This window comes from Geodermatophilus pulveris (assembly GCF_900188375.1).
Lineage (GTDB): Bacteria > Actinomycetota > Actinomycetes > Mycobacteriales > Geodermatophilaceae > Geodermatophilus > Geodermatophilus pulveris.
Genome location: NZ_FZOO01000015.1, coordinates 22,380 through 47,507 on the forward strand (window position 1 = coordinate 22,380; position 25,128 = coordinate 47,507).

The following is a 25,128-nucleotide window of genomic DNA, read 5'->3' on the forward strand; positions in this document are numbered from 1 at the left end:
CCGGTCCGCGTCGGCGGGATCGGCGCCCCTCGCCGCGGAGGTCAGCCGATGACGACGGGGGCCGAGGTGCCGACCTGCACCCAGCGCGGCACGCCCCGGGTGTCGAGCACCTCCTCCTCCAGCCAGAACACGTAGGGGACGCCGGAGGCCAGCCCGGCGAAGGCGACCGTGACCGGCGCGCAGTCCGCGGGCTGCGCGGCGAGCTGCACCGGCGGGTCGGGCTGCAGGCCGGTGACCAGCCGCTGGCCGACCGCCTGCACCCGGTAGCCCCGCACCCCCGCGTGCCCGTCGGCCTGCCAGCTCACCGTCGCCGAGGCCACGCCGGGCACCACGCCGGGGACGATCCGGCGCGGGTTGGCGTAGCCCCCGCACGGGGCCTCCGGCACCCGCAGCTCCGGCGCGACGCCGTGGGGCACGCCGGGGCGCACCGCGACCTCGATCCGCCGCGGGCGCGGGATGGCGACGGTGTCCACCGGGGGGACGACGGCCGGCGCCGCGGGCGGGACGGCGAGGACGGTCACCGGGCGGGGCAGGGCGGCCGCCGGCGCGGGGGCCGCGGGCAGCGCCGTCCGGGTGGCGGTGACCGCCGCGGCGACCCCGGTGACCGGGCCGCTGAGCGCGATCAGCCCGACCGCCGCCACCGCCGCGACCGTGCCGGTGCCGCGTCCCCGCCGTGCTGCCCGCCGTGCCACGCCGTACCTCCCGGTGTCGCCTGCGACATCGGCAGTCCCAGCCGTCCCCTCAACCCCAACCGGGCAGCCCGAGGCGCTCGAGCTCCACGGCCGCCAGCGCCCGGGTGGCGGCCGGGTCGCCGTCCCGCCAGGCGTCCGCGGTGCCCGGCGGCAGCGCGGCCAGCCGGGACAGCGGGGCGGTGGCCAGCGCCCGCGCCGCGAGCAGGCCCGGGTCGGTCGTCGCCAGCCGCCGGGCGGCGCCGGCCGCCCGCCACCAGCGCAGCCGCCACGGCAGCCAGCGCAGCAGCGCCCAGCCCACCGGCAGCGCCACCAGGACCACGGCGAGCACCGTGGCCAGCGTGCCGACGGCGTCCTGCGCGCCCTGGCCCGCACCGCCCACCGAGCCGCCGGCCGAGCCGAGGGCCGCGAACGGCGCGGCCAGCTCGTCGCCGACGAGCGGGACGTCCTCGGCGGCCTCCGCGGCCGAGGACATGCTGCCGGCCACCGCGGCGCCGAGGTCCTCGACGGCGCGGCCCGGCTCGGCCAGGGCGAGGACCGCGCCGTGCACCGTGCGGGCCACGACCACCCAGAGCACCAGCCAGGCGACCAGCCCGAGGTCGGCGGCCAGCTGGCGGGCGCGCACGGCGGGGGACGGGGCGTACGGGCGCACGGGCACTCCTCCTGCGCAGGTCGTGGACCCGCCCACCCTCCGCCCCGCGACGGCGCCCCGCAGGCGGAGCGCCCCGGGGTGCTGGCAGGGTGGGTCCGTGCTGACCTCCGACCAGGCCCAGTCCCTGCTGTCCGCCGCCCGCGACGAGTGCGCCCGCGTCGGCGTGCCCATGTCCTTCGCCGTCATGGACGCAGCCGGCCACCTGGTGGCCCTGCTGCGCACCGACGGCGCCCCGTGGATCTCCACCGACGTCGCCCAGGGCAAGGCCTGGACCGCGGCGGCCTACGGCATGCCCAGCGCCGGGCAGAAGGCCAAGATGGACAGCCTGCCCAACTTCTCCACCGCGCTGACCGCCATGACCGGGGGTCGCTTCACGCCGCAGCCGGGCGCCGTGCCGGTCTACGCCGAGGGCCGGCTGGTCGGGGCGCTGGGCGCCAGCGGGGGCACCGGCCAGCAGGACGAGGACGTCTGCAGCGCCGCGGTCACCGCCTGCGGCTACGCGACCAGCGCCGGCTGACCCCTCCGGGGGACCCGGCACGCCGGGCCGCCCGCAGCGGCCGCCGCTGCCTAGACTCCGCGCGAGGCGCGCCCCGACCGGGTGCGCCCACGAGACGGTGGGACGCCCGTCACCCTCGGGCCGCACACCGGGACCAGGAGTGGCGACGATGCGGGTCGGGGTTCCCCGAGAGGTCAAGAACCGGGAGTACCGGGTGGCGCTCACCCCGGCGGGGGTGACCGAGCTGGCGCGGGCCGGGCACGCCGTGCTCGTCGAGCGGGGCGCGGGGGAGGGCTCCTCCATCCCGGACGCCGACTACACCGCCGCCGGGGCGACGATCGTCGCGGACGCCGACGACGTGTGGGCCGACGCCGACCTGCTGCTCAAGGTGAAGGAGCCGGTCGCCGAGGAGTACCCCCGGCTGCGGGCCGGGCAGACGCTGTTCACCTACCTGCACCTGGCCGCGTCCCGGGAGTGCACCGACGCGCTGCTCGCCTCCGGCACCACCGCGATCGCCTACGAGACGGTGCAGACCGCTGGGGGCGCGCTGCCGCTGCTGGCGCCGATGAGCGAGGTCGCCGGCCGCATGGCGCCGCAGGTGGGGGCGCACAGCCTGGAGCGGGCGCACGGCGGGCGCGGGGTGCTGCTCGGCGGGGTCTCGGGCGTCTACGCGGCCAAGGTGGTCGTCATCGGCGCCGGGGTGTCGGGCATGAACGCCGCCACCATCGCGCTGGGCATGCAGGCCGAGGTGGTCGTGCTCGACCGCGACGTCGACAAGCTGCGCGCGGCCGACAACGTCTACCGCGGCCACCTGCAGACGGTGACCTCCAACGCCTACGAGGTGGAGCGGGCCGTCCTGGACGCCGACCTGGTGATCGGCGCGGTGCTCGTCCCCGGCGCCAAGGCGCCCACCCTGGTGAGCAACGACCTGGTCAAGCGGATGAAGCCCGGATCGGTGCTGGTCGACATCGCCGTGGACCAGGGCGGCTGCTTCGAGGACAGCCGGCCCACGACGCACGACGACCCGACCTTCCGGGTGCACGAGTCGGTCTTCTACTGCGTGGCCAACATGCCCGGCGCGGTGCCCAACACCTCCACGCACGCGCTGACCAACGTGACGCTGCCCTACGTCATGGCGCTCGCCGGCCGGGGCACCGCGGCCGCCGCGCACGGCGACCCGGCGCTGGCCCACGGGGTCAACGTGGTGGCCGGCCAGGTGGTGCTGCCCGAGGTCGCGGAGGCGCACGGGATGACCGCCGTCCCGCTGGCGGAGGTGCTGCCCTGACCACCGCCACCGCCACCGCCACCGTCACCGCCACCGCCACCGCCACCGGTGACGTCGAGCGGGCGGTCTCCGGCTACCTCGACCACCTGACCGTCGAGCGCGGGCTGGCCGCCAACACCATCACCTCCTACCGCCGCGACCTGCGCCGCTATGCGGAGTTCCTCGACGCGGCCGGCGTGCGCGGGCTGGGCGAGGTCGCCGAGTCCGACGTCGCCGGCTTCCTCGCGGCGCTCCGGCAGGGCGACGACGGCCACCCGCCGCTGTCGGCCACCTCGGCGGCGCGCGCGGTGGTCGCCGTCCGCGGGCTGCACCGCTTCGCGCTGCTCGACGGGCTGGTGCCCGACGACGTCGCCGCCGAGGTGCGCCCGCCGGCGCCGGCCCGCCGGCTGCCCAAGGCCATCCCGGTGGAGTCGGTGGTCGCCCTGATCGAGGCCGCGGGCACGCTGGAGGGCCCGCGCGGGCTGCGCGACCGGGCGCTGCTGGAGGTGCTGTACGGCACCGGGGCGCGGATCTCCGAGGCGGTCGGGCTGGCCGTCGACGACCTGGACCGCGGCCAGTCGGTGGTGCGGCTGGCCGGCAAGGGCGGCAAGCAGCGGATCGTGCCGGTCGGCTCCTTCGCGCTCCGCGCGGTCGAGGACTACCTGGTGCGCGCCCGGCCGGCGCTGGCCGCGGCGGGCCGCACCGGCGTGCGCGGGGGTGCGCTGTTCCTCAACGCCCGCGGCGGGACGCTGTCCCGGCAGAGCGCCTGGTCCATCCTGCGGGCGGCGGCCGCGCGCGCGGGCGGGGTGGACGGCGACCTGGCGCGCACGGTCTCCCCGCACACGCTGCGGCACTCCTTCGCCACCCACCTGCTCGACGGCGGGGCCGACGTCCGCGTCGTCCAGGAGTTGCTCGGCCACGCCTCGGTGACCACCACGCAGGTCTACACCCTGGTCACCGTCGACCGGCTGCGCGAGGTGTACGCCAGCAGCCACCCGCGCGCGCTGACCTGACAGCGGTCGCCGGGAGACGTCGGCGTCATCTGCCAGCTCCTTCGGCTGGATGTGACGCGTGTGTTGTCAGGGGTCGCCAAGTCGACACGTGGTCCGGCGTGCCTCCTGGGCGGGCCGTGGTGGCCTCCCTACCGTCAGTGCACCCCGCGCGGCAGATCGGCTGACGCACCGGCGCAGGCACCGGGACGGGCACGAGGTGGAGGACACGACAGCGATGGCGATCCGAGGGGACGCGGCCGGACCGGCCCTGGCGCTCCCGACCGACCCCGAGCCCGAGATGGGCGCCGCCGCCCCGCGGCTGGACCCGGCCCGCGCGCGCATGCGCAAGCTGCCGGACCCCAAGCCGCTGACCCGGCACGGCCCCGCGCGGGTGATCGCGATGTGCAACCAGAAGGGCGGCGTCGGCAAGACCACGTCGGCCATCAACCTGGGTGCCGCGCTGGTGGAGTACGGCCGCAAGGTGCTGCTCATCGACCTGGACCCGCAGGGGGCGCTGTCGGTCGGCCTCGGCGTGCCGGCGCAGAACCTGGACCGGACCATCTACAACGCCCTCATGGAGCGGCGCACCTCGCTGCGCGACGTGCGGGTGGCCACCGACATCCCCGGCCTGGACCTGGTCCCCAGCAACATCGACCTGTCCGCGGCCGAGGTGCAGCTGGTCAGCGAGGTGGCCCGGGAGCAGACGCTGCTGCGGGTGCTCGCCGACGTCCGCGAGGAGTACGACTACGTCCTCATCGACTGCCAGCCCTCGCTGGGCCTGCTGACGGTCAACGCGCTGACCGCCGCGCAGGGCGTGGTCATCCCGCTGGAGTGCGAGTTCTTCTCGCTGCGCGGGGTGGCGCTGCTGGTCGACACCATCGAGAAGGTCAAGGAGCGGCTCAACCCCGACCTGGAGATCTCCGGGATCCTCGCCACGATGTACGACGCGCGCACCGTGCACTGCCGCGAGGTGTTCAGCCGGGTGGTCGAGGCCTTCGGCGACACCGTCTTCCGGACGGTCATCCAGCGCACCGTGCGCTTCCCGGAGACCACGGTCGCCGGGCAGCCGATCACCACCTGGGCACCGACGTCCACGGGCGCGTCGGCCTACCGGGACCTGGCCAAGGAGGTCCTCGCACTGTGACCGGGCTCGCGAGGTCACCGATGGGCCCAGCACGCGGCGGCACGCAGCCGCCGAGCGCCGCCGAGGTGGCGGCGTGACGCGGCGTCCCGTCCTCCCGGGTGCCGCGGAGCTGTTCCGCCGCACCGACACCGAGCCGGAGCCGGAGGTCACCGAGCTGCCCAGCATCAGCGCCACGGTGAGCTCCCCGGCGCTGCGCGGCGGACCGCGGCGGGCCGAGGGCACGCCGGAGGCGGCGGCGCCGCTGACCCTGCTGCCCGGCGGTGGCGGCGACGCCGACCCGCTGGCCGGCTTCCGCACGCCCCCGCCGGCCCCGGCGCCGGGCCCGGTGCGCCGCGGCCGCGCGCAGCGCGCCGAGCGGGTCCGGCACGACGAGAAGATCACCGTGTACATCTCCGCCGAGGAGCTGCTGGCCCTGGAGAGCGCCCGGCTGACGCTGCGCGGCCAGCACGGCGTGGCCGCCGACCGCGGGCGGATCGTGCGCGAGGCGATCGGCGTGCTGCTCGCGGACCTCGCCGAGCGCGGCGAGGACTCGGTGCTGGTGCAGCGGCTGCGGAAGTAGGCCGGCCGGGCGCACCGCGCGGCCGCCACTGTCGGTGACCACTCCTAGGCTGACCGTGTGACGACGACGGAGACCCCGGAGGCCGGCAGCGGGCGGTTCACCGTCCGGCTGGCCAACTTCGAGGGCCCGTTCGACCTGCTGCTGCAGCTGATCGCCAAGCACCGGCTGGACGTCACCGAGATCGCGCTGTCCACGGTCACCGACGAGTTCATCGCCCACCTGCGCGCCCTCGGCGACGAGCTGCACCTCGACCAGGCCAGCGAGTTCCTCGTCGTCGCCGCGACGCTGCTGGACCTCAAGGCCGCCCGGCTGCTGCCCGCGGCGGAGGTGGAGGACGACGAGGACCTCGAGCTGCTCGAGGCCCGCGACCTGCTGTTCGCCCGGCTGCTGCAGTACCGCGCCTACAAGCAGGCCGCCGCGTTCCTCCGCGAGGGCGAGGCCGTCGCGGCCCGCCGGCACGCCCGCGACGCCGCGCTGGAGCCCCGCTTCGCCGACCTGCTGCCCGAGGTGCTGCTCGGCGTCACCCCCGAGCAGCTGGCCGCGCTGGCCACCCGGGCGCTCACCCCGCGGGTGCCGCCGGCGGTCGGCGTGGCCCACCTGCACGCCCCGCCGGTGAGCGTTGCCGAGCAGCTCGTGCTGGTGAGCGACCGGCTGCTCGGCGCCGGGACGGCGAGCTTCCGCGCGCTGACCGCCGACTGCGGGCACACCCGGGAGGTCATCGCCCGGTTCCTGGCGCTCCTGGAGCTGTACCGCCAGCAGCGGGTCGTGTTCGAGCAGCTCACCCCGCTCGGCGAGCTGCACGTGCGCTGGACCGGCGGCGCCGGCCCCGGGCCGGCCGACGCGGAGGCGGCGGCATGACCGGGGAGCGGCCGCCGATCTCCTGGGACGCGCTGGCCCAGGAGCTGGCCGCCACCCGGGCGCGGGGCGGCGACGCCGCGGACGCGGCCACCTGGGACGCCGTCGCCGCCGAGCTGGCCGCCCGGGTCGGCGAGCGGCCGGCCGCGGTGGCCGAGCCCGCCCCGGTGGGGGAGCCCGAGCCGCTGCCGCCGCCCGCCGCCGGCGGCCCGGAGCCGGCGCCCGAGCCGGAGCCGCAGCTCCCCCCGGCGCCGGCGCCCGCCGTGGACCCGGCGGCGCTGCGCGGGGGGCTGGAGGCGCTGCTGTTCGTCGCCGACACCGCCGTGGACGAGGTCACGCTGGCCGGCGCGCTGCGCTGCGAGCCGCCGCGGGTGCGCGCCGCCCTGGCCGAGCTGGCCGCCGGGTACGACGCGCGCGGCGCCGGCATCACGCTGCGCCGGGTGGGGGAGGGCTGGCGGCTGTACACCCGCGAGCAGTACGCCGACGTGGTCGAGCGGCACCTCGCCGAGGGCCAGCGCAGCCGGCTCACCCAGGCCGCCCTGGAGACCCTCGCCGTCATCGCCTACCGCCAGCCGGTGACCCGCGCCCGGGTGGCGGCCATCCGCGGCGTGGCCGTGGACGGCGTCATGCGCACGCTGCTCGGCCGCGGGCTGGTCCGGGAGGTGGGCACCGACCCCGACAGCGGCGGCGGGCTGTACGCCACCACCGCGCTGTTCCTCGAGCGGCTGGGCCTGGCGAGCCTCGACGAGCTGCCGCCGCTCGGCCCACTGCTGCCCGAGCCGTCGTCGGTGCTCGACGAGCACCCCGACGCCTGACGCGGGGGGCGGCCAGCCCTCGGGGGCGGGCGGCACGCGGGCGAGGCCCGGGGCCGGGGTCCGTCCGATCGAGGGAGCGGTGGACGGCGGCCCGCCGGGTGGGAGACTGGCCGGCGATGGACAGCGCCCCGTACGACGACGCCGACATGGAGCTCGCCCCTCCCCACCCCGCCGACCGCGCGCGCAGCGAGGCCGCCGAGGAGGGGGAGCGGCTGCAGAAGGTGCTCGCCCGCGCCGGGGTCGGCTCGCGCCGGGTCGTGGAGAACATGGTCGACCAGGGGCGGATCAGCGTGAACGGCGCGGTCGTCACCGTGCAGGGCATGCGGGTCGACCCGCTGCGCGACCGGATCGCCGTCGACGGCAGCCGCATCGAGCTGCGCGACGACACGGTGACCTACGCGCTGAACAAGCCCGCCGGCGTCATCACCGCGATGAGCGACGACCGCAACCGCCCGACCGTCGGCGACATGGTCGGCGACCTGGCCCCCGGCCTGGTGCACGTCGGCCGGCTGGACCAGGACACCGAGGGCCTGCTGCTGGTCACCAACGACGGCGAGCTGGCCCACCGGCTGGCCCACCCCTCCTACGAGGTGAAGAAGACCTACCTGGCCCAGGTGTCCGGCTCGGTGCCCCGCGACCTGGGCCGCCGGCTGCGCGCCGGCGTGCAGCTGGACGACGGCCCGGTGAAGGTCGACTCCTTCCGCCTGGTGGACACCCACGCCGGCCAGTCGGTGGTCGAGGTGGTGCTGCACGAGGGGCGCAAGCACATCGTGCGCCGGCTGCTGGCCGCCGTCGGCCTGCCGGTGTCCCGGCTGACCCGCACCGCAGTGGGGCCGGTCAGGCTGGAGCGGATGCGCAGCGGGTCGATCCGCCGGCTCACCCGCGCCGAGCTCGGCGCCCTGGCGGACACCGTCGGGCTCTAGCCCAGCCGGCGGGCGGGGTCGGCCAGGACGCCGTCCATCGCCTGCAGCGCCGCGCCCGTGGCCCCCGCGGCCGGTGCCCCGGGCACGGCGAGGACGGCCGGACGGCGCCAGCGCGCCGAGAGCACCCGCCGGCACAGCAGCTCCTCCAGCCGGGGCCGCAGCACGTCGGCGAGTGCGGCCAGGTGCCCGCCGAGGACGACGACCGGCAAGTCGAGCACGTTGAGCACGCCGGCCAGCGCGACCCCCAGCGCGTCGGCCGCGGCGTCGAGGGCCCGGCCCACGCGCGGCTCCCCGATCCGGGCCACGACCTCGGCGAGCGGGGTGCCCGGGGCGAGCCCGGCGGCGGCGAGCAGCGCGTGCCGTCCGGCGTACTGCTCCAGGCAGCCGGTGGAGCCGCAGCGGCAGGCCGGCCCGGTGGGGTCGACGCACACGTGGCCCACCTCGCCGGCCCACCCGGCGCTGCCGGTCAGCACCCGCCCGCCCAGCACGGCCGCGCCGCCGATGCCGATCTGCCCGGACAGGTAGAGGAAGTCCCGCGTCCGGCCCGGCCGGCCGGGCGCGGTGTCGGCCACCGTCCGCGCGGCCAGGTCGGCCTCGTTGCCCGGCACCGGACGCAGCCCGCCGGGCAGGTGCGCGGCCAGCAGGTCCGGCGCGGGGACGTCGGTCCAGCCGAGGTTCGGCGCGCGCAGCAGCAGGTCGCCGTCCACCAGACCGGGCAGCGCCAGGCCCGCGCCGGCCAGGTGGAGCCCCGCGGGCAGGCCGGCCAGCAGGCCGGCCGCCAGGACGCCCAGCCGGTCCAGCGTGCCCGCCGGGTCGCTGCCGACCAGGTCGTCGTCCTCGACGTGCTCGGCGACCACCCGGCCGCGCAGGTCGAGCACGCGGGCGGCGAGCAGGCCGGCGTCGACCTGCAGGCCGAGCGCCCCGACGCGCGCGCCGGGCAGCAGCGGCGTCGCCGGGCGCCCGCGCCGGGGCCGGGCGGGGCGCTCGCCCTCGTCGACCAGCCCGCCGGCGACCAGCTCGTCGACCAGCCGGGCAGCGGTCGCCCGCGTGGTCCCGGTGCGGGCGGCGACGTCGGCGCGGGACAGCGGGCCGTCGGCGCACACGGTGCGCAGCACGAGCGCCAGGTTGCTGCTGCGCAGCGTCGACTGCCGCGCCGCGGGGGTCGGCGTCACCGGTTGAGCCTAGCCAGCCGACCGCTTATGTTCTATGGAAGAACTAATCCGATGGAGGGACACCTCGATGACCGCAGAGCCCCGCGACGTCCCGTTCACCTTCGGTCTCTGGACCGTCGGCTGGCCGGCCCGCGACCCGTTCGGCGACGCCACCCGCCCGGCGCTGGACCCGGTCGAGAGCGTGCACCGGCTGGCGGAGCTGGGCGCCTCGGGCGTGACCTTCCACGACGACGACCTCGTCCCGTCCGGCAGCGGCGACGCCGACCGGAGCAGGCACGTCGAGCGGTTCAAGGCGGCCCTGGAGGAGACCGGCCTGGTCGTCCCCATGGCCACCACCAACCTGTTCACCCACCCGGTGTTCAAGGAGGGTGCGCTCACCGCGAACGACCGCGACGTCCGCCGGTACGCGCTGCGCAAGGTCATGCGCAACATGGACCTCGCCGCGGAGCTCGGCGCGCGCACCTACGTGCTGTGGGGCGGCCGCGAGGGCGCCGAGGTCGACTCCGCCAAGGACCTGCGCGCGGCGCTGGACCGCTACCGCGAGGGCATCGACACCCTGGCGCAGTACTCGGAGGACCGCGGCTACGGCCTGCGGTTCGCCCTGGAGCCCAAGCCGAACGAGCCGCGCGGCGACATCTTCCTGCCCACCATCGGGCACGCGCTCGGGTTCATCGCGACCCTGGAGCACGCCGACCTGGTCGGCCTGAACCCCGAGGTCGGGCACGAGCAGATGGCGGGGCTCAACTTCACGCACGGCATCGCCCAGGCGCTGTGGCAGGGCAAGCTGTTCCACATCGACCTCAACGGCCAGCACGGGCCGAAGTACGACCAGGACCTGGTTTTCGGCCACGGCGACCTGCTCAGCGCCTTCGCCACCGTCGACCTGCTGGAGCACGGCGGCCCGGACGGCGGGCCGGCCTACGACGGGCCGCGGCACTTCGACTACAAGCCGCTGCGCACCGAGGACCTCGACGGCGTGTGGACCTCCGCGGCGGCCAACATGCGCACCTACCTGCTGCTGCGCGAGCGGGCCCGGGCGTTCCGGGCCGACCCGGAGGTCGCCGAGGCGCTGGCCGCCGCCCGGGTGCCGGAGCTGGCCCGGCCGACGCTGGCCGACGGCGAGTCGCCCGCGGACCTGCTGGCCGACCGCTCGGCGTTCGAGGAGTTCGACGCCGACGCCGCCGGCCGCCGTCCGGGTGGGCAGGTGCGGCTGGCGCAGCTGGCGGTGGAGCACCTGCTCGGCGCGCGCTGATGCCCCTGGTCGCCGGCGTCGACTCCTCGACCCAGGCCTGCAAGGTCGTCGTCCGCGACGCCCGGACCGGCGCGCTGGTGCGCGAGGGCCGGGCGCCGCACCCGGACGGCACGGAGGTCGACCCGGCCGCGTGGGAGTCCGCGCTGGAGCGGGCGCTGGCGCAGGCCGGCGGGCTGGACGACGTCGCGGCGGTCGCCGTCGGCGGCCAGCAGCACGGCATGGTCTGCCTCGACGACGGCGGCGCGGTGGTGCGCCCGGCGCTGCTGTGGAACGACACCCGCTCGGCCGGCGCGGCGCGGGACCTCACCGCCGAGCTCGGCGGCGGGCGGGCGTGGGCCGACGCGGTGGGCGTCGTGCCGGTCGCCTCCTTCACGGTGACCAAGCTGCGCTGGCTGGCCGAGCACGAGCCCGCGCACGCCGCCGGCACCGCCGCGGTCTGCCTGCCGCACGACTGGCTGACCTGGGTGCTGGCCGGCCGGCCGGGCCTCGACGGGCTGGTCACCGACCGCGGCGACGCCAGCGGCACCGGCTACTGGTCGGCGGCGGCGGGGGAGTACCGGCCCGACCTGCTGGAGCGGGCCCTCGGCCACGCCGCCGTCGTCCCGCGGGTGCTCGGCCCGGCCGAGCGCGCCGGGTCGACGCCGGACGGGGTGGTGCTGGGCCCGGGCACCGGCGACAACGCCGCCGCGGCGCTCGGTCTGGCCGCCGAGCCCGGCGACGTCGTCTGCTCGGTCGGCACCTCCGGCGTGGTGTCGATCGTCTCCACCACCCCGGCGGCCGACCCGTCGGGCACGGTGGCCGGGTTCGCCGACGCCACCGGCAACTTCCTGCCGCTGGTCGCCACCCTCAACGCCGCCCGGGTGCTCGACGCCACCGCGCGGCTGCTGGGGGTGGACCTCGACGAGCTGTCCCGGCTGGCGCTGTCCGCCCCGCCCGGCGCCGGCGGCCTGGTGCTGGTGCCCTACCTGGAGGGCGAGCGGACGCCGGACCGCCCGGACGCCACCGGCGCGCTGCACGGCCTGACCCTGGCCACCGCGGAGCCCGCCCACCTGGCCCGGGCCGCGGTGGAGGGCCTGCTGTGCGGGCTGGCCGACGGGCTGGACGCCGTCGCCGCGACCGGCACCCCGGTCCGGCGGGTGCTGCTCGTCGGTGGGGGTGCCCGCTCGGCAGCGGTGCGTCGGATCGCCCCCGCCGTCCTCGGGGTGCCGGTGCTCGGCCCCCCGCCGGGGGAGTACGTGGCCGACGGCGCGGCCCGGCAGGCCGCCTGGGTGCTGGCCGGCGGCGACACCCCGCCGGACTGGCCCCGGCCGGGCACCGAGCGGTACGAGACCGACCCGGTGCCGCGGGTGCGCGAGCGCTACGCGGAGGTCCGCGACCTCACCGCGACCCGCCCCCGCTGACCCGGGGTGCCGCTCGCGCGCCGGAGGCACCCGGGGGGCGGTGCCGACGCCGGGCGGGCCGGGTGGCGGGCGGTACCTAGACTCGACCGAGGGCCACGGCGACCCGTGGACCCGCACCGATCGAGGAGAGTGGCAGTGGCCGTCCGAGCCATCCGGGGCGCGACGCAGGTCGACGCCGACGAGCGCGAGCTGGTCCTCGACGCGACCCGCGAGCTGGTGAGCACGGTGATGGAGCGCAACCGCCTGCAGCGCGACGACGTCATCAGCATCCTGTTCACCGCCACCCCGGACCTGGTCTCGGAGTTCCCGGCGCTGGCCGCCCGCGAGCTCGGCTTCGGCGACGTCCCCTTGATGTGCGCCACGGAGATGGACGTGCCGCACGCGCTGCCCCGGGTGTTGCGGCTGATGGCGCACGTGGAGACCGACCGGCCGCGGGCCGAGGTGCAGCACGTGTACCTGCGCGGGGCGACGGCGCTGCGGCGGGACATCGCCCAGTGAGCGACTTCGTGGGGCAGGTGGCGCTGGACGGCCCGTCGGGTACGGGCAAGTCCAGCGTCGCGCGGGAGGCGGCCGCCCGGCTCGGGGCGGCCTACCTGGACACCGGGGCGATGTACCGGGCGGCGACCGTCGCGGTGCTGGACGCCGGGGTGGACCCCGAGGACGCCGAGGCCGTGGCGGCGGTCGTCGCCGCGGCGCGCATCGAGGTCGGGACGCAGGCGCACACCGAGACGGTGGAGGTGGACGGCGTCGACGTCGCCGTGCGCATCCGCGGCGCCGAGGTCACCCGCGCGGTGTCCGCGGTCTCCGCGGTGCCGTCGGTGCGCCGCCGGCTGGTCGACCAGCAGCGCGCGCTGGTCGCGTCGGCCGACGCGGTGGTCGTGGAGGGCCGCGACATCGGCACCGTCGTGCTGCCGGACGCGACGCTGAAGGTCTACCTGACCGCGGCCCCCGAGGCCCGGGCCGAGCGGCGGGCCGCCCAGCTGGGCGTCACCGACCCGGCCGAGGTGGCCGAGCTCGCCGCCGACCTGCGCCGCCGCGACGAGTACGACAGCAGCCGCGCGGACAGCCCGCTGCGCCCGGCGGAGGACGCCGTGGTCGTCGACAGCACCCACCTGGACCGGGAGGGCGTCGTCGACCGGGTGGTCGAGCTGGCGCTGTCGACGGTGGGGGCCGCGCGGTGAGCGAGCAGACCGGGCCGCTGCCGGTGGTGGCGGTCGTCGGGCGGCCCAACGTCGGCAAGTCCACGCTGGTCAACCGGGTGCTGGGCCGCCGCGCCGCCGTCGTGCAGGACACCCCGGGCGTGACCCGCGACCGGATCGCCTACGAGGCGCTGTGGAACGGCAAGCGGTTCACCGTCGTCGACACCGGCGGCTGGGACCCCAGGGCCAGCGGGCTGGGGGCCTCGATCACCCGCCAGGCCCAGTACGCGATGGACACCGCGGACGTCATCGTGTTCGTCGTCGACAGCCAGGTCGGGGCCACCGACACCGACCTGGCCGCCGCGCGGATCCTGCGCCGCAGCGACCGCCCGGTGATCCCGGTGGCCAACAAGGTCGACGACGAGCGCAGCGAGGCCAACGCCTCGGAGCTGTGGTCGCTGGGCCTGGGCGAGCCGCAGCCGGTCAGCGCCCTGCACGGCCGGGGCAGCGGCGACCTGCTCGACCTGATCCTCGACGCGCTGCCCGAGGCGCCCCGGGAGCAGGAGGACGAGGAGGGCGGCCCGCGGCGGGTGGCGCTGGTCGGGCGGCCCAACGTCGGCAAGTCCAGCCTGCTCAACCGGGTGGCGCGGGACGAGCGCTCGGTCGTGGACTCCGTCGCCGGCACCACCGTCGACCCGGTCGACTCGATCGTCACCCTGGGCGGCGAGGAGTGGCGGTTCGTCGACACCGCCGGCCTGCGCCGCAAGGTCAACACCGCCAGCGGCATGGAGTACTACGCCAGCCTGCGCACCGAGGCCGCCATCCAGGCCGCCGAGGTCGCCGTCGTCCTGCTGGCCGCCGACGAGGTGGTCAGCGAGCAGGACCAGCGGGTGATCACCCAGGTGGTCGAGGCCGGCCGTGCGCTGGTCATCGCCTTCAACAAGTGGGACACCCTCGACGAGGACCGCCGCCTGCAGCTGGAGCGCGAGATCGAGCGCGACCTGGCGCGGGTGCGGTGGGCCTCGCGGGTCAACGTCTCGGCGAAGACCGGCCGCGGCGTGGACAAGCTGGCCCAGCACCTGCGCGAGGCGCTGGCCTCCTGGGAGACCCGGGTGCCGACGGCGGAGCTCAACGCCTACGTCCGCACCCTGGTGCAGGAGACGCCGCCGCCGGCCCGCGGGGGGCGCGCCCCGAAGGTCAAGTACGTGACGCAGGCCGACGTCCGCCCGCCCCGGTTCGTGGTGTTCTCGACCGGCTTCCTGGAGGCCGGCTACCGGCGGTTCCTGGAGCGCAAGATCCGGGAGCGGTGGGGGTTCCACGGCACGCCGATCGAGATCTCGGTGAAGGTCCGCGAGGGGCGGGGGAGCGAGAGGCCGAAGGGCTGAACCCGGTCCCACCCGGGCGTGCCACCCGGTCGGTGCGCGTGCGAGGGTGGGGCGGCCGGTGCCCGGGCGTCAGCCCCGCGCCCCCGTTGCCCGGCCACCGCAGCCGGGTGGTGTGTGTGGACGTCGTGGACCTCTCGCGGTTCCAGTTCGCCTCGACGAGCATCTTCCACTTCTTCTTCGTCTCGCTCACCGTCGGGCTGGCGTTCCTCATCGCGGTCATGGAGACCTTCGCCTACGTGAGCCAACGGCGCCGCGAGGTCTACGGCCGGATGACCAACTTCTTCGGCCACCTGTTCCTCATCAACTTCGCCGTCGGCGTGGTCACCGGGATCGTGCAGGAGTTCCAGTTCGGCATGAACTGGAGCCAGTTCTCCTACTTCGTCGGCAACATCTTCGGGGTCCCGCTGACCCTCGAGGTGCTGATGGCCTTCTTTCTCGAGAGCACGTTCATCGGCCTGTGGTGGTTCGGCAAGGACAAGCTCAAGCCCTGGATGAGCCTGGCCGCCATCTGGCTGGTCGCCATCGGCACCCAGGTCAGCGCCTTCTGGATCGTGTTGGCCAACGCCTGGATGCACCACCCGGTCGGGTTCGAGGTGGTCGACGGGCAGGCGCGGCTCACCGACTTCGGCGCCGTCGTCTTCAACTACAAGGCCTGGATCTACTTCTTCCACGTGCAGGGCAGCGCGTGGGTGGTCGCCGGCTTCTTCGTGCTCGGCATCGCCGCCTACCACCTGCTGCGCCGGCAGGACGCCGACGTCTTCGGCAAGGCGCTGCGCATCGGGCTGGTCTTCGCCGCCATCGGCACCGTCTTCTCCGCCCTCAGCGGGCACACCGCCGCCCAGGTCGCCCGCGAGGACCAGCCGATGAAGTTCGCGGCCATGGAGGCGCAGTGGGAGACCTCGGAGTCGCCGGCGCCGTGGTCGCTCGTCGCGGTCATCGACGAGGAGGACCGGCAGAACACGGTCAACATCGAGATCCCCTACCTCGGCTCGATCCTCGCCTACAACGGCCTCGAGGGCCGCTACGAGGGCATCAACCAGCTCGAGGAGGAGTACGACGAGCAGTTCGGCCCGGGGAGCTACACCCCGCCGGTCACGTGGGTCTACTGGTCCTTCCGCATCATGGTCGCGATCGGCTCCCTGCTGCTGGCGACCGCCTTCCTCGGCCTGTTCCTGTGGTGGCGCAGACGCGCGAGCCTGGACGAGACCCGGTGGTTCCTCCGGGCGCTCGTCTGGTTCATCCCGCTGCCCTGGATCGCCAACTTCACCGGCTGGGTCACCACCGAGATGGGCCGCCAGCCGTTCATGGTCTACGGGTGGCTGACCGTCGAGGAGGGCGTCAGCGCCAACTCCTCCAGCGAGGTGCTCGTCGGGCTGGTGGGCCTGTGGATCGTCTACCTGGGGCTGATCGGCCTGGACGTCTACCTGCTGTCCTCCACGGCCCGCGCCGGGGTCCACCGCAAGCCGGGGGCGCAGCTGCTGGCCGCGCCGCCGCCGGACTACCAGGGCGTCGGCCTGGCGGACTACGACAGGAAGAACTGACCGTGGACCTGGTGACGCTGTGGTTCTGGCTCATCGCCGTCACCTTCACCCTCTACTTCTTCCTGGAGGGCTTCGACTTCGGCGTGGACATCCTGCGGCCGACGCTGGCCGAGAACGAGGCCGAGGAGCGGGCCCTGACCGGCACCATCGGACCGTTCTGGGACGGCAACGAGGTGTGGGTCATCGCCGCGGCCGGCCTGATGTTCTCGACCTTCCCGCTCTGGTACGGCGCGGTGTTCAGCGGCATGTACCCGCTGTTCGTGCTCATCCTGCTGGCGCTGCTGCTGCGCGGTGTCTCGTTCGAGTACCGCAACCAGGTCGACAGCCAGCGGTGGCGCGCGTTCTGGGACTGGATGTCCTTCGGCGGCAGCGTGGTCCCGTCGTTCCTGTGGGGCGTGATCATGGCCAAGCTCATCGAGGGGCTGCCGGTGAACGCCGAGGGCCGCGTGGAGGCCGGCCTCGCGGCGATGTTCAGCCCGTTCTCGATCGTCGGCGGGTCCACCACGCTGCTGCTGTTCATGCTGCACGGCGCCAACTTCCTGCTGCTGCGCCTGCACACCGACACCGTCCTCTACAACCGGGCTCGCCGGGCGGCGCTGCGCTGGGGGGCGCTGGCCACCCTCGCGATCGTGGGCTTCGTCGTCATGGGCTACGTCACCGAGGACCTGTTCGAGGACTTCGGGGTCGTCCCGTGGGCGTTCCCGGTCGCGGCGTTCCTCACCCTGGCCAGCATCTGGTGGGCGCTGGTGCGGCGGCGCGACGTCCTGGCGTTCACGATGAGCGGGCTGACCGTCCTGTTCGCCACCGTCACGGTGTTCATCGCGCTGTTCACCCGCGGCGAGGTGCTGCCCTCGACCCTGCGGCCGGAGTTCGGGCTCACGCTGCAGGAGTCGGCCAGCCAGCCCTACACGCTGGTGCTCATGACCTGGGTGGGCGGGATCTTCCTGCCGCTGATCATCGGCTACCAGATCTGGAACTACTACGTCTTCCGGGAACGGGTGCGGCCCGACGAGGGCGCCCTCAGCCACGGCTACTGATGGACCGGGGACCGACGGGCCGCCTGCTCGCGCTGCCCGCCTCGCGCCGGCTGGTCGCCGGGTGCGCCGCGCTCGGGGTGCTGGTGTGGGCGCTGCTGGTGGTGCAGTGGTCGCTGGTCGCCGCCGTCGTCACCGCGGTGGCCACCGGCGCCGCGACACCGTCGGCCCTGGCGGGGCCGCTCGCCGGGGTGCTCGCGGCCTGGGGTGCCCGTGCCGTCCTGAGCGGCGTCCGCGACCGCGCGGCCGCCCGCACCTCGGCCCGGGTCCGCCGGGAGCTGCGGGAGGCGCTGCTGCGCAAGGTGCTCGCCCTGGGCCCCGGGCACGCGACCGGGGAACGGGCCGGGGAGCTGGTCACCACCGTCACCGAGGGCGTCGGGAAGCTCGACGGCGTCGTCGGCCGGTACCTGCCCGGCGCCGCGACCGCGGCCGTCGTCCCGACGCTGGTCGCCGCGACCGTGCTGGTCCTCGACCCGGCCAGCGGCGGCCTGCTGCTGCTCACCGGCCCGCTGGTCCTCGTGTTCCTCTGGCTGACCGGCACGCTCGCCGCGCGGTCGGCCCGCGCCTCCTGGGACACCCTCGCCCAGCTCGGCGCCGTGCTGGTCGACGTGCTGCGGGTGCTGCCCACGCTGGTCGCCTTCGGCCGGGCACGGGGCAGCGTCCGCTGGCTGACCGAGGTCAGCGAGGCCCACCGGAGCAGCACGATGCGGGTCCTGCGCACCGCGTTCCTCTCCGGGTTCGTCCTCGAGCTCGGTGCGGTGCTGTGCACCGCGCTGGTGGCGGTCACCGTGGGCGTGCGGCTGTTCCAGGGCGGGATGGACCTGGAGCGCGCGCTGCTGGTGCTGCTGCTCACCCCCGAGTTCTTCGCCCCGCTGCGCGCCCTGGGCGCCGACCGGCACGCCAGCCTGGAGGGCAGGCCGGCCGCCGAGCGGGTGTTCGCCCTGCTGGACACCCCCGAGCCGGCTCGCGGCAGCCGCCCGGCACCCCCCGGCGTCCCGCACCTGCGGCTGCGCGGCGTCACCGTGCGCTACGGCGACCGGGATGCCCTCCACGACGTCGACCTCGACCTGCCGCCGCTGTCCCGGACGGCGCTGGTCGGGCCCAGCGGCGCGGGGAAGACCACTGCGGTCCGGTTGCTGCTGGGGTTCGGGGTCCCCGATGCCGGCGACGTGCTGGTCGACGGCGTCCCGCTGGGCGACCTGGACCCCGGCGGCTGGCGGGCGCGCGTCGCCTACGTGCCCGAGCGGCCGTTCCTGGCGCCGGGCACCGTGGCCGACAACGTGCGGCTGGGTCGGCCCGGCGCCACCGACGCCGAGGTCGAGCAGGCGCTGGGCCGCGCGGGGCTGCTCGACCTGGTGCGGCGGCTGCCCCGGGGCGCCGCCACCCCGCTGGGCGAGGACGCCGCCCGCCTCTCCGGCGGCGAGCGGGTGCGGCTCGCGCTCGCCCGCGCGTTCGTCAAGGACGCCCCGGTGCTGGTGCTCGACGAGCCGACCGGCCAGCTCGACGCCGCCACCGAGGCCGAGGTGCTCACCGCCCTCCACGACCTCGCGCGCGGGCGCACCGTCGTCACCGTCACGCACCGGCCGGCGCCGCTGGCGCTGCACGACCGGGTGGTGGCCCTCGACGGCGGGCGGGTGCGGTCGCCCGCGGTGCCCCGGTGAGGGAGGTGCTGGCGTTGCTGCACGGGCCGCGCACCGCGCTCGCCGTCGTCCTCGGCGCCCTCACCGTGCTGTGCGGCGCGGCGCTGCTGGCCGTCTCCGGCGCGCTCGTCACCGGCGCGGCGCAGCGCCCCTCGACGCTGCTGGTCCTCATGCCGCTGATCACCGGCGTCCGCCTGTTCGGCCTGTCCCGGGCCGCGCTGCGCTACACCGAGCGGCTGGTGACCCACGACGTCACGCTGCGGGCGGTCACCCGGGTGCGGGCCCGGGTGCTGGAGCGGCTGATCCCGCTCGCGCCGGCCGCGCTCACCGGCGCCCGGGGCGGGCAGCTGTTGTCCCGGGTACGCGCCGACGTCGACGAGTTGCAGGGTGTCGTCGTCCGCCTGGTGGCCCCCGCCGGGGTGGCCGTCCTCGCCGGGGGGACGGCGGTCGCGCTCACCGCCCTGGTGTCCCCGGCCACGGCCGCCGCCCTGGCGGTGCTGCTGCTCGTGCTGGGTGCAGCCGTCCCCGCGGCGGCCGCGCGCGCCGGGCGTCGCGCCGCGGTCGACGCCGCCCGGGCCGACGCCGACGTCGCCGCGGACACCCTCGACCTGGTGCGCGGCCTGCCCGACCACCTCAGCGGCGACGGCGGCGCCACGGCGCTGCGCGTGCTGGGCGGCCACCTGGCCCGGCAGGAGGAGGCGCAGCGGGCGTCGGCCCGGTTGGCCGCGGTCACCACCGCCTGCCGGGAGGGCGTCCCCGGCTTGGGCCTGGTGGCGGCGCTGTGGCTGGTCGGCTCCGACGTCGCCACCGGGACGACCGACCCGCTGCTGCTGGCCGCCTGCGCCCTGGGCGTGCTGGGGTCCTTCGAGGCGGTGGGCGGGCTGGGCGCGGCCTGGAGCGCCGCGGGCGGCGTCCGCGCCGCGGCCGGCCGGGTCAGCGACCTCGCCGCGACCCGACCGGTCGTGACCGACCCCGCCGAGCCGCTACCGCTGCCGGCGGGCTCCGCGCTGGCGTTCGACGGCGTCCGGCTCATCCACCCGGGGGCGGCCCGGCCGGCGCTCGCCGGGCTGCACCTCGCCGTCGCCGACGGCGCCAAGGTGGCGCTCACCGGCGGCAGCGGCGCCGGCAAGAGCAGCGTGCTCGCCCTCGCCCTGCGCGCCCGCGACCCCGACGCCGGCCGGGTGACCCTGGGCGGCACCGACCTGCGCCGGCTCCCGCTCGACGGCGTCCGGTCCCGGCTGGCGTGGAGCGCGCAGGCGCCGCAGGTGCTCGGGGGCACGCTGGCCGGGAACCTGCGCCTGGGCCGGCACGACGCGACCGACGACGAGCTGCTCGCCGTGCTGTCCGACGTGGGCCTGGAGGGCGTGGTGGCCACCCTGGGCCTGGACGGCTGGGTGGGGGAGGGCGGCGAGCGACTCTCGGCCGGCGAGCGCGCCCGGGTGGGGCTGGCGCGGGCGCTGCTGTCGCGCGCCGACGTGCTCCTGCTCGACGAGCCCACCGCGCACCTCGACGCCGCGTCGGCGGCGCGCGTCCTGGGGCTCCTCGCCGGTGACCCGCGCGCCGTGCTGCTGGTGACGCACGACGCAGACGCCCTGGAGGCGCGCTGGCAGGTGGTGGACCTCGGCGGCCTCGATCGATGAGTCCGCCGCCCCGGCCGGTTCCCCGGGCACGACCCGGACGCAGACGCACACCCACGAGACCCCGGCGCGGTCCTCACCTACGACGTCCGCCCGCCCCGGTTCGTGGTGTTCTCCACCGCATCCGCGAGCGGTGGGGGTGCCACGGCACGCCGATCGAGATCTCAGTGGAGGTCCGCGAGGGGCGGAGGACGGAGAAGCCCCGGCGCTGACCGCCGCGGGGCCGGCCGGCTACAGGAAGTCCAGGTCGGCGCCCTGCGACGCGGGCAGCACGGTGGTGGCGTAGAGGTGCCGCCAGCCGCGGGGCGGGACGGCGAACGGCGGCAGGGCGGCGCGCCGCTGCGCCAGCTCGTCGGCGTCCACCAGCAGGTCGATCCGCCGTCCGGGCACGTCCAGCTCGACGAGGTCGCCGTCCCGGACCAGCGCGAGCGGCCCGCCCGCGGCGCTCTCCGGGCAGCAGTGCAGGACGACGGTGCCGTAGGACGTGCCGCTCATCCGGGCGTCGGACACGCGGACCATGTCCCGGACCCCCGCCTCGGCCAGCTTGCGCGGGATGGGCAGCGACCCGGCCTCCGGCATGCCCGCCGCGACGGGACCGGCGTTGCGCATGACCAGGACGTGGTCGGCGGTCACCTCCAGGTCGGGGTCGTCCAGGCGCCGCGCGGCGTCCTCGGGGGACTCGAACACCAGCGCCGGGCCCCGGTGCCGCAGCAGGCCGGGGGTGGCGGCGGAGGCCTTGATGACCGCACCGTCGGGCGCCAGCGACCCCCGGAGGACGGCCAGGGCGCCGGGGGGTCCGAGCGGGTCGTCGAGGGTGCGGACGACCGTCTGCCAGGCGCCGGGTGGCGGGACCGACGCGAGGTGCTGGCCGAGGGAGGTCCCGCCGACCCCGACGTGGTCGAGGTCGAGCCGGCTCTCCAGGACCTTGAGCAGCGCGGGGACGCCGCCGGCGTGGTGCAGGTCCTCCATGTACTGCGACCCGGAGGGCTTGAGGTCCAGGAGCAGGGGCGTGTCGCGGGAGACGCGGTCGAAGTCGTCCAGCGTCAGGTCCACGCCGGCCCGCCGGGCCACCGCCAGCAGGTGGATGACCGCGTTGGTGGAGCCGCCCGTCGCGGCCAGGACGACGAGCGCGTTCTCGAACGCCGCCCGCGTCATGACCTCGCGCGGCAGCAGCGGGTCCCGGGCGAGGGCGACCGCGCGCCGCCCGGTGAGGGTGCCGTGGCGCAGCCGGTCGCCGGACGGGGCCGGGGGAGTGGCGCCGCCGGGCAGCATCATCCCCAGCGTCTCGGCCATGGCCGCCATGGTCGAGGCGGTGCCCATCACCATGCACGTCCCGGCGGTGGTGACCAGGGCGGACTCGACCGCCCGGATCCTGCCCTCGTCGAGCTCCCCGCTGCGGTGGCGGGCCCAGAAGCGCCGGCAGTCCGTGCAGGCACCGAGCCGCTCGCCCTCGAAGGAGCCGGACGTCATCGAGCCGACGACGTCCACGACCACCGGCACCTCCGAGGAGGCGGCCGCCATGAGCTGGGCCGGCACGGTCTTGTCGCACCCGCCGAGCAGCACGACGGCGTCCATCGGCTGGGCGCGGACCATCTCCTCGGTCTCCATGGCCAGGAGGTTCCGGTAGAGCATGGTGGGGGCCGCGAAGCTCTCGTGCAGGCTGATCGTGGGGAACACGAACGGCAGCCCGCCGGCCTCGAGCACGCCGCGCTTGACCTGCTCGACGAGGGCGGGCATCAGCCGGTGGCAGGGGTTGTAGTCCGAGCCGAGGTCGGCGATGCCGACGAACGGGCGGGACAGGTCGTCGGCGTCGTAGCCGGCGCCGGCGAGGAAGGCCGCGCGCAGGTACCGGCTGAAGCCGGGGTCGCCGTAGGACGACGTGTTCCGGGCGACGCCGCGGGGGGTGTCCTCGCTCATGCGCACACTCTCCCGGACGGGCCGACGTCCCGGGCCAGGACCCCGCCGGGGGACCCGGCACCGGCGACCGATGAGTCCGGCGGCCGGCGGCGGTCCACCCCGCATGACGCAGACGCACACCCTGCAGACCCCCGGCGCCGTCCTCACCTACGACGTCCGTCCCGGCACCTCGGCCACGGAGCCGCCGCTGCTGCTCGCCGGCTCCCCGATGGGCGCGGCCGGCTTCGGCACGCTGGCCGGCCACTTCCCCGACCGCACCGTGGTCACCTACGACCCGCGCGGCGTGGAGCGCAGCCGGCGCACCGACGGCGCGACCGAGACGACGCCGGAGGAGCACGCGGACGACCTGTCCCGGCTGATCGCCACCCTGGACGCCGGCCCGGCCGACGTGTTCGCCAGCAGCGGGGGAGCGGTCAACGCGCTGGTGCTCGTCGCCCGCCGGGCCGACCAGGTGCGCACCCTGGTGGCGCACGAGCCGCCGGCGCTGCAGCTGCTGCCCGACCGGGAGCCGGCCCTGGCGGCCACCCGGGCGGTGCGCGCCGCCTACCTCGACCACGGCTTCGGGGCGGGCATGGCGGGCTTCATCCGGCTGGTCGGCCACCGGGGGCCGGTGCCCGCCGACCTCGGGCCCGCCCCCGACCCGGCCGCGTTCGGGCTGCCGGCGGGGGACGACGGCTCCCGGGACGACGCCCTGCTCGGGCACAACCTGCTCACCTGCACCGCGCACGAGCACGACCTGCCGGCGCTGCGGACGGCGTCGACGCGGGTGGTCGTCGCGGTCGGCGCCGGGTCGGCCGGCGAGCTGGCGCACCGCTGCGGGCTGGCGCTGGCCGAGCGGCTGGGCACGCCGCCGGTCGTCTTCCCGGGCGACCACGCCGGCTTCCTCGGCGGCGAGTACGGCATGACCGGGGAGCCGGACGCGTTCGCCGCCCGGTTGCGCGAGGTGCTGGCCGCCGACCGGGACCGGGCCGTCGCCGGCGGCTGACCACCGGACGGGCCCGGCCGGGGGGTGCGGTAGCCTCACCGTGCAGCGACCGGGTGGTGGAAGCCGCCCGGCGCTCGGGCTGTAGCGCAGCTTGGTAGCGCACTTGACTGGGGGTCAAGGGGTCGCAGGTTCAAATCCTGTCAGCCCGACCGCGGGAAACCGCAGCTCAGGGGCCGTGTCCGGAGAGATCCGGGACGGCCCCTGACCGCTTCCGGAGGGCGCCTGACCACCATTGTGACCACCGTTAGGTCGCCCTCACTCGCCGAAGGCAGCGCCGAGGATGTCCATCGCGCCGCGCGCGACGTCGGGCGCGACGTGTCCGTAGACGTCGCCGGTGATGGCGATCGACGAGTGACCGAGGATCTCCGAGACGACCTTGAGCGGGACGCCGGAGGTGAGCATCACGCTGGCCGCCGAGTGCCGGAGGGTGTGCAGCCCGGCGTGCGGGAGCCGGGCCTTCTCGGCGGCGACCTTGAGTGCTCGCAGGGCGTTGCGTGGGTCGCAGGGCTCGCCGGTCACGGTGGTGAACACGAACCCGGTCTCTTGCCAGACCGAACCGGCCCGGCGCCGCTCGTCGTCCTGGGTGGCCCGGACGTCCCGGAGCAGTCGCTCGGCCGGTGCAGAAAGCGGGACGAAGCGCTTGGACCTCGCCGTCTTCGGCTCGGTGACCACCAGGCGTCCCTGGACGCGGGCGAGCGTGGCCCGCACACGTAGGAGGCCCTTCTCCAGGTCGACGTCCGCCCACCTGAGTGCCAGTGCCTCACCGCGGCGCAGGCCGGTGTGCACGAGCAACGCGAAGAGCGGCGCGTATCGGGTGCCCTCCGCCGCACGCAGGAGGTCGGCGACCTGGGCAGTGGTCAGGTGGGCGGCCTCCCTGCTGGTCACTTTCGGCCGCCGGATGACCGCCGCCGGGTTGGACGCCAGCGCACCGTCGCGGACGGCGGTGTCCAGTACGGCGCGGAGGATCGTGTACGCCGAGCGGACGGTCGACTCGGCCAGGCCTTTGCCGCGGAGCTCCACCACCCAGCCCTCGACGTGGGACGGCCGGACCCTGTCCAGGGTCAGGCGCCCGATGGGGCTGGGAAGGATGTGCGTCCGAGCGACGCCGGCGTACATGACCTTGGTCGTCTGCTTGCGCTCCGAGGCCTGCAGCGTGGTGTCGATCCAGTGCTGAGCGAAGGCCGCGACCGTCTGTCTGCGGTCCCGGGCGGGCTGCCCGTCCGCCACCCTCGGGACTGCTGCAACTTCAGTTGACACTCGTTCTGCGGGATCTTGTCTCGCGGAGAGGATGTCGCTGTGCCCAAGAAGTTTCCGCCGGAGTTCAAGCGTGACGTCGTCCGGGTCGCCCGCCGCGGTGACCTGAGCCAGGCCGAGGTCGCTGCTGACTTCGACATCTCTGTCGAGTCCGTGCGCCGCTGGGTGCGTCAGGCCGACATCGACGACGGCGTCGTCGATGGGCAGACCAGCGCCGAGCAGAACGAGCTCGTGCAGCTACGCCGGGAGAAGCGGCGACTGGAGATGGAGAACGAGATCCTGCGCCGAGCCGCGGCCTACTTCGCCGCCGGCAGCCTCCCAAAATGACGCTCCTATGCCTGTCAAGCGGCAGCGGGAATCGCCGTCTCATGTTCGAGTAGGCG

Annotated in this window: 24 protein-coding genes and 1 tRNA gene; 20 read left to right on the top strand and 5 right to left on the bottom strand. The window is 76.1% G+C overall.

The genetic code is table 11. The features are described from left to right. Nucleotides 1-41 precede the first annotated feature (41 nt). Together CHB98_RS20590 and CHB98_RS20595 are read right to left on the bottom strand one after the other, a co-directional pair. Nucleotides 42-641 (bottom strand): hypothetical protein, encoded by a 600-nt coding sequence (locus CHB98_RS20590; RefSeq protein WP_089307480.1) that lies wholly within the window; start codon nucleotides 639-641, stop codon nucleotides 42-44. 100 nt (nucleotides 642-741) lie between these two features. Next, a complete protein-coding gene (locus tag CHB98_RS20595) occupies nucleotides 742-1,341 on the bottom strand; it encodes a hypothetical protein (protein ID WP_089307481.1) in 600 nt (199 codons plus the stop codon). 97 nt (nucleotides 1,342-1,438) lie between these two features. On the opposite strand from CHB98_RS20595, the gene CHB98_RS20600 reads away from it, so the two are divergent. The 8 genes from CHB98_RS20600 to CHB98_RS20635 all read left to right on the top strand — a co-directional run bounded on the left by CHB98_RS20600 (nucleotide 1,439) and on the right by CHB98_RS20635 (nucleotide 8,389). Next, the gene (locus CHB98_RS20600) at nucleotides 1,439-1,858 is read left to right on the top strand and encodes a GlcG/HbpS family heme-binding protein (RefSeq protein WP_089307482.1); all 420 of its coding nucleotides are present in this window, start codon (nucleotides 1,439-1,441) and stop codon (nucleotides 1,856-1,858) included. A gap of 148 nt (nucleotides 1,859-2,006) precedes the next feature. Continuing rightward, nucleotides 2,007-3,122 carry an alanine dehydrogenase gene (gene ald, locus CHB98_RS20605; protein ID WP_089307505.1) on the top strand — a complete coding sequence of 372 codons (1,116 nt, stop codon included), beginning with the start codon at nucleotides 2,007-2,009 and terminating at the stop codon, nucleotides 3,120-3,122. Next, nucleotides 3,119-4,114: a site-specific tyrosine recombinase XerD gene (locus CHB98_RS20610; protein ID WP_089307506.1), complete on the top strand. Its 996-nt coding sequence runs from the start codon at nucleotides 3,119-3,121 to the stop codon at nucleotides 4,112-4,114. Before ald ends, CHB98_RS20610 begins: the two co-directional genes overlap by 4 nt. A 214-nt stretch (nucleotides 4,115-4,328) precedes the next feature. Beyond that, the gene (locus CHB98_RS20615; protein WP_089307483.1) at nucleotides 4,329-5,237 is read left to right on the top strand and encodes a ParA family protein; all 909 of its coding nucleotides are present in this window, start codon (nucleotides 4,329-4,331) and stop codon (nucleotides 5,235-5,237) included. A 73-nt stretch (nucleotides 5,238-5,310) separates the two neighbouring features. Beyond that, entirely contained in the window at nucleotides 5,311-5,796 is a 486-nt protein-coding gene (locus CHB98_RS20620) for a hypothetical protein (protein ID WP_089307484.1), read from the top strand. Between the two features lie 57 nt (nucleotides 5,797-5,853). Then, nucleotides 5,854-6,654, top strand: a complete 801-nt coding sequence (locus CHB98_RS20625) for a segregation and condensation protein A (RefSeq protein WP_089307485.1) — start codon at nucleotides 5,854-5,856, stop codon at nucleotides 6,652-6,654. After that, nucleotides 6,651-7,466, top strand: coding sequence for an SMC-Scp complex subunit ScpB (gene scpB, locus CHB98_RS20630; protein WP_089307486.1), 816 nt, complete (start codon nucleotides 6,651-6,653; stop codon nucleotides 7,464-7,466). Before CHB98_RS20625 ends, scpB begins: the two co-directional genes overlap by 4 nt. A gap of 116 nt (nucleotides 7,467-7,582) precedes the next feature. Beyond that, the gene (locus CHB98_RS20635; RefSeq protein WP_089307487.1) at nucleotides 7,583-8,389 is read left to right on the top strand and encodes a pseudouridine synthase; all 807 of its coding nucleotides are present in this window, start codon (nucleotides 7,583-7,585) and stop codon (nucleotides 8,387-8,389) included. Here CHB98_RS20635 and CHB98_RS20640 read toward each other — a convergent pair. Next, nucleotides 8,386-9,561, bottom strand: a complete 1,176-nt coding sequence (locus tag CHB98_RS20640; protein WP_089307488.1) for an ROK family transcriptional regulator — start codon at nucleotides 9,559-9,561, stop codon at nucleotides 8,386-8,388. The two genes, CHB98_RS20635 and CHB98_RS20640, sit on opposite strands and share 4 nt — an antisense overlap. A 67-nt stretch (nucleotides 9,562-9,628) precedes the next feature. Between CHB98_RS20640 and xylA the strand changes: the two genes are divergently transcribed. From xylA to cydC, 9 genes are all read left to right on the top strand, one after another. Next, nucleotides 9,629-10,813 (top strand): xylose isomerase, encoded by a 1,185-nt coding sequence (gene xylA / locus CHB98_RS20645; RefSeq protein WP_089307489.1) that lies wholly within the window; start codon nucleotides 9,629-9,631, stop codon nucleotides 10,811-10,813. After that, nucleotides 10,813-12,213, top strand: a complete 1,401-nt coding sequence (gene xylB / locus CHB98_RS20650; protein WP_089307490.1) for a xylulokinase — start codon at nucleotides 10,813-10,815, stop codon at nucleotides 12,211-12,213. Before xylA ends, xylB begins: the two co-directional genes overlap by 1 nt. Nucleotides 12,214-12,348: 135 nt before the next feature. Beyond that, nucleotides 12,349-12,711, top strand: coding sequence for a chorismate mutase (gene aroH / locus CHB98_RS20655; protein ID WP_089307491.1), 363 nt, complete (start codon nucleotides 12,349-12,351; stop codon nucleotides 12,709-12,711). Then, nucleotides 12,708-13,394, top strand: coding sequence for a (d)CMP kinase (cmk, locus tag CHB98_RS20660; RefSeq protein ID WP_089307492.1), 687 nt, complete (start codon nucleotides 12,708-12,710; stop codon nucleotides 13,392-13,394). The genes aroH and cmk overlap by 4 nt, the downstream gene beginning before the upstream one ends. Continuing rightward, nucleotides 13,391-14,737, top strand: coding sequence for a ribosome biogenesis GTPase Der (der, locus tag CHB98_RS20665; RefSeq protein WP_089307493.1), 1,347 nt, complete (start codon nucleotides 13,391-13,393; stop codon nucleotides 14,735-14,737). Before cmk ends, der begins: the two co-directional genes overlap by 4 nt. Before the next feature lie 116 nt (nucleotides 14,738-14,853). Next, nucleotides 14,854-16,278 (top strand): cytochrome ubiquinol oxidase subunit I, encoded by a 1,425-nt coding sequence (locus tag CHB98_RS20670; RefSeq protein ID WP_089307494.1) that lies wholly within the window; start codon nucleotides 14,854-14,856, stop codon nucleotides 16,276-16,278. A 2-nt stretch (nucleotides 16,279-16,280) separates the two neighbouring features. Then, complete coding sequence (gene cydB / locus CHB98_RS20675; protein ID WP_089307495.1) at nucleotides 16,281-17,315, top strand: cytochrome d ubiquinol oxidase subunit II; 1,035 nt, start codon at nucleotides 16,281-16,283, stop codon at nucleotides 17,313-17,315. Continuing rightward, a complete protein-coding gene (gene cydD, locus CHB98_RS20680) occupies nucleotides 17,315-18,973 on the top strand; it encodes a thiol reductant ABC exporter subunit CydD (RefSeq protein ID WP_089307496.1) in 1,659 nt (552 codons plus the stop codon). The genes cydB and cydD overlap by 1 nt, the downstream gene beginning before the upstream one ends. Continuing rightward, nucleotides 18,970-20,592 carry a thiol reductant ABC exporter subunit CydC gene (gene cydC, locus CHB98_RS20685; RefSeq protein WP_089307497.1) on the top strand — a complete coding sequence of 541 codons (1,623 nt, stop codon included), beginning with the start codon at nucleotides 18,970-18,972 and terminating at the stop codon, nucleotides 20,590-20,592. Before cydD ends, cydC begins: the two co-directional genes overlap by 4 nt. Before the next feature lie 228 nt (nucleotides 20,593-20,820). Here the strand turns inward: cydC and CHB98_RS20690 are convergent, their stop codons facing one another. Then, entirely contained in the window at nucleotides 20,821-22,506 is a 1,686-nt protein-coding gene (locus tag CHB98_RS20690) for a dihydroxy-acid dehydratase (protein WP_089307498.1), read from the bottom strand. A 103-nt stretch (nucleotides 22,507-22,609) separates the two neighbouring features. On the opposite strand from CHB98_RS20690, the gene CHB98_RS20695 reads away from it, so the two are divergent. Beyond that, complete coding sequence (locus tag CHB98_RS20695) at nucleotides 22,610-23,491, top strand: alpha/beta fold hydrolase (protein WP_089307499.1); 882 nt, start codon at nucleotides 22,610-22,612, stop codon at nucleotides 23,489-23,491. A 75-nt stretch (nucleotides 23,492-23,566) separates the two neighbouring features. Then, a tRNA-Pro gene (locus tag CHB98_RS20700) sits at nucleotides 23,567-23,640 on the top strand. Between the two features lie 106 nt (nucleotides 23,641-23,746). Here CHB98_RS20700 and CHB98_RS20705 read toward each other — a convergent pair. Continuing rightward, nucleotides 23,747-24,718, bottom strand: coding sequence for a tyrosine-type recombinase/integrase (locus CHB98_RS20705; protein ID WP_089307500.1), 972 nt, complete (start codon nucleotides 24,716-24,718; stop codon nucleotides 23,747-23,749). 69 nt (nucleotides 24,719-24,787) lie between these two features. Between CHB98_RS20705 and CHB98_RS20710 the strand changes: the two genes are divergently transcribed. Further along, nucleotides 24,788-25,072, top strand: a complete 285-nt coding sequence (locus CHB98_RS20710; protein WP_179224763.1) for a transposase — start codon at nucleotides 24,788-24,790, stop codon at nucleotides 25,070-25,072. Nucleotides 25,073-25,128 lie beyond the last annotated feature (56 nt).

Coding starts and splice junctions, on each gene's coding strand:
- ald (WP_089307505.1), top strand. CDS start 2,007: ATGCGGGTCGGGGTTCCCCGAGAGGTCAAGAACCGGGAGTACCGGGTG.
- CHB98_RS20615 (WP_089307483.1), top strand. CDS start 4,329: ATGGCGATCCGAGGGGACGCGGCCGGACCGGCCCTGGCGCTCCCGACC.
- scpB (WP_089307486.1), top strand. CDS start 6,651: ATGACCGGGGAGCGGCCGCCGATCTCCTGGGACGCGCTGGCCCAGGAG.
- CHB98_RS20635 (WP_089307487.1), top strand. CDS start 7,583: ATGGACAGCGCCCCGTACGACGACGCCGACATGGAGCTCGCCCCTCCC.
- xylA (WP_089307489.1), top strand. CDS start 9,629: ATGACCGCAGAGCCCCGCGACGTCCCGTTCACCTTCGGTCTCTGGACC.
- xylB (WP_089307490.1), top strand. CDS start 10,813: ATGCCCCTGGTCGCCGGCGTCGACTCCTCGACCCAGGCCTGCAAGGTC.
- cydD (WP_089307496.1), top strand. CDS start 17,315: ATGGACCGGGGACCGACGGGCCGCCTGCTCGCGCTGCCCGCCTCGCGC.
- CHB98_RS20690 (WP_089307498.1), bottom strand. CDS start 22,506: ATGAGCGAGGACACCCCCCGCGGCGTCGCCCGGAACACGTCGTCCTAC.
- CHB98_RS20695 (WP_089307499.1), top strand. CDS start 22,610: ATGACGCAGACGCACACCCTGCAGACCCCCGGCGCCGTCCTCACCTAC.